This window comes from uncultured Prevotella sp., from assembly GCF_946407605.1.
Taxonomy (GTDB): Bacteria; Bacteroidota; Bacteroidia; order Bacteroidales; family Bacteroidaceae; genus Prevotella.
Genome location: NZ_CAMJOS010000074.1, coordinates 1 through 3,331, shown reverse-complemented (window position 1 = coordinate 3,331; position 3,331 = coordinate 1). Strand labels below are relative to the sequence as shown.

Genomic DNA, 3,331 nt, shown 5'->3' with positions numbered 1-3,331 from the left:
ACAACCACCTTTCTGCCTCGGCGGATGTAAACGCCTTTCTTCAGACGACTGCCATCATGGCGCTGGCCACGGAGGTCGTAGATGTTATCATCAGCTGATGGGGCGAAGGCCTTGTGAAGTTCTAAGATGCCCGTAGTCTCGGGCTTCGCGTAGTTGTCATAGCTGAAGGCCACATCGGTGTAGGAACCCCAGATGTACTGCTCAAGTCCTGGATAGTCGACGAAGGGGTTACGGTTCTTCTGGATGCCATAGATACCCTCGTTGCGCTTGACTTCCTTCTCACTGATGGGATCCTGCTGCGCCCAGCGGAGCAGCATCTTGACAGCCCACTCCTTGAAGAAGGGGAAGATGGTGCCGTCGAGCATCGTCTTGTCGCCTTTATCCCAGTCCTTCGGGCTACGATCCTTTCCGCCACCAGTCTTATACGCCTCATAGCAGGTAGCCATATAGAAATAGACACGGGCCAAGTCACCCTTATACTCATCGTTAGGCTCAAAGACACGCGCCGTTCCATTCAAGATGGTATAACCAATGGAAGGGTCACAGATGCCAAACTTGGAGAAGCCTCCTGCCGACTGTTTCGTGGGAGTCCGTGACTTATCCACCTCGCCATAAGGCCAATTAGAGCGTATACTGTTCACTGCACGGTCTGTAGGGAAGAGATGATGCAAGTCGGTGTACATCGGATAGTCGGTGGCACCTGAGCCTTCGTTAAACCAACTCTTCGGCATGGCGTGCTCACGATTGTAGACACGACCTTCCTCATCGATATCCTCACCTTTGTCCTGATCAACCTTTGGCGTGAAGTTGGAGATGCCGGAATATATCTCCCATATCTTTCCGTCTTCACGGATGTCGTAGGAGTTGATGGCATTCCACACCCCAGGGGTATAGGACTGCATCTCATGGGGACTGATAATCTGGAAGAGGGCGGTCTTCAGCTCCGTGCCTTTCTTACCGTCGGCAGCCTGATAATATGTCCCTGCGGGCTGTGCCAGGGAAGTGAGACACGAAAGGGAAAGGGCAAATAGTAATAGTTTCTTCATATTGTTGACTGTTTAAAGAAAAACGCTCCCGACACCACGGTCGGCATCGGGAGCGCTATATAACACATCGATTAGTTAGCCTTCTTGAAGGAGAAGCAGACACCCTGACAGAGTTCTACGAGCTCCTTGTAGGTATCCTTATAGCCGATGATGGTGATCTCATCGCCCACCTGGAGACCGTTGTCGGCAATGAAGAACTTGCGGAAGTCGCCTGTAGCGCCCCATCCGGGATAGGTGCCATAGACATACAGCTCGTTGGTACCATCGGTGATATAGAGGTTACCATAGTCGTTCTCCTTACCATTGCTGCCAAGGAGCGAGCTGATCTTACCAGTCACCATATAATAGGTGTTCTTATCATCGGGCTTGGTGAGGAACTCAGCAATCGTGACAGGTGTCACGGCATGCTCCAAAGCACAGTTACCGTTCACCATCTGAGGATTGTTCTTATAGCTACCACGCTTACCGACAACCGTCACCACGTCACCGACCTTGATACCTGTATCGAGGAAGCCATCAGTACGATAGACGAGTGCTTCGCCACTGAAGTCCTTAATATAGAAGCTCTTGCCCTGCTTGTCACTTTCATAGAGACTTGTCACGACACCAGTCAGGCTATAGCGAGTGTCATCCTCGGCAGCGGCCAGGAACTCAGCAACCGTAGCGGTCACAGACGAGGTCTTGCCGTTGAGCGAGAACAGCCAGTTCTGCTTGTTGCTGAACTCAGGCGTGGTACCCTTGTAGTAGATCACCTTACCGACAACGATCACCTCGTCGCCGACCTTGATCTGCTCGTTACCCTCTACCCAAGGCTGGTTGTCGTAGTAGTAGCTGCCATAGACAGTGAACACACCCGACTCCGTACCATCGTCAGAGATGTTATAGGTTGCAGTACCGAAGTCTGCGCTGTAGGTGTACTTCACGCTGGAGATGATACCCTTCACATAGACATCCTTCTCAGAGAGGACGTCGGCACCCAGGGCCTTGGTATAGTTCAGGACAGCAGCCACATTAAACGGATCAGTGTCAGTACCACTTCCCTTGGCAACACCCTTCTGCTTGATGGTGGTCTGGGCGGTGTACTCCTTACCGCTGCTCTTGGTCGTGAACACGATGGTAGCCTCACGGTCGGCACCCTTGTTCTCCAGAGCGTGGAACTTCACCTCAGGAGCGCTGCCGGCAATCATACTGGTCATGAAGAGCCAATCCTTGGCTTCCTCAGGAATCTTCACCGTCACGCCATCGCCCTTGCAGGACAGCACTGCGGTGATATCGCCACCTTCCACAGGAAGGGTAGCGTCATTGATGCTCAGAGAGTCGACCTTAATCAGTGACTTGCTGATCTTGATGACGCTGACGTTCACCAATTCAACAGTACCGTTGTAGACCTGCTTCGGACCCTCGATGGTGATCTCGTCACCCACCTCGATGCCCCAAACGGCGATAGAGTTGTTGGCACCGGCCTTACCAGCCTTGTCGAGCGTACCATAGATATAGAGGTCTTCAGCACTCGTGCCGTCGTTCATATACCAGTTACCATAAGAGGTATTGGCAATCTTGGTGACGGTACCCGTTGTGCGATAGGTCTTCTCAGGACCGCTCATAACCTCAGCAACCGTTACCTGAGAGACAACGGAGAGTCCCTGAATCACGTTAATGTGCTGGATGGCACCACCGCAATCCATCAGAACCTCACAGCTACGACCATCGGCAGTAGCATCGGCAGAGAAGGTAATCTGGTTCTCACCAGCACTACCAGAAGCAGGGCTGATCGTCAGCCACTCGGGGATGTTAGAGATGCTCCAGTTGGTAGATACATTCACCTTGATGGTGGTAGAGCCACCAGTCTGGGGAATGGCAACATACGACTGTGACAACTGTACCTCGCTGAGGAACGTGGGATCGTCATTGTCTGAGCAGTTTGTCAGAGTCATGGCAAAGCCGCAGACCATCAGACAACTACAGAAAGCTTTAAATATCTTATTCATAATCTTCAATTTTCAATAGTCCGTTTTCAATTAATTAAAGATATACTTGATACCAATAGAGGCGTACCAGCACTGGCTCAACGCATGGTAGCTCTGCCACATGCCCGTGTTACCATTGATACTCTTCGGAGTAGAGAAGGTAGCGTAGCCGTCGGCATCCACACCCTCATACTTCAGAATCTGCGAGTACTGTACACCGCTGCTCGGAGAGGTACTGAACTCCTGGTTGGCAATCTTAGCCACACCCCAACTGCTGTTGAAGAAGTTGAGCACGTTCTTCATATCGAAGCTGAGCTG

General features: G+C 51.7%; 3 protein-coding genes. All 3 read right to left on the bottom strand.

Annotated features, from left to right (window positions below; translation table 11 throughout):
- Nucleotides 1-1,046: endonuclease (locus Q0R57_RS14650; RefSeq protein ID WP_294749236.1), on the bottom strand; the 1,046-nt coding region annotated here is incomplete at its 3' end.
- 71 nt (nucleotides 1,047-1,117) lie between these two features.
- The gene (locus Q0R57_RS14645; protein ID WP_294749233.1) at nucleotides 1,118-3,034 is read right to left on the bottom strand and encodes a BACON domain-containing carbohydrate-binding protein; all 1,917 of its coding nucleotides are present in this window, start codon (nucleotides 3,032-3,034) and stop codon (nucleotides 1,118-1,120) included.
- A gap of 30 nt (nucleotides 3,035-3,064) precedes the next feature.
- Nucleotides 3,065-3,331, bottom strand: a 267-nt coding sequence (locus Q0R57_RS14640) for a hypothetical protein (protein ID WP_294749231.1), incomplete at its 5' end; no start/stop codon positions are given.

Bases quoted from the DNA above. Each gene is read 5' to 3' on its own strand.
- Q0R57_RS14645 (WP_294749233.1), bottom strand. From the start codon at position 3,034: ATGAATAAGATATTTAAAGCTTTCTGTAGTTGTCTGATGGTCTGCGGC.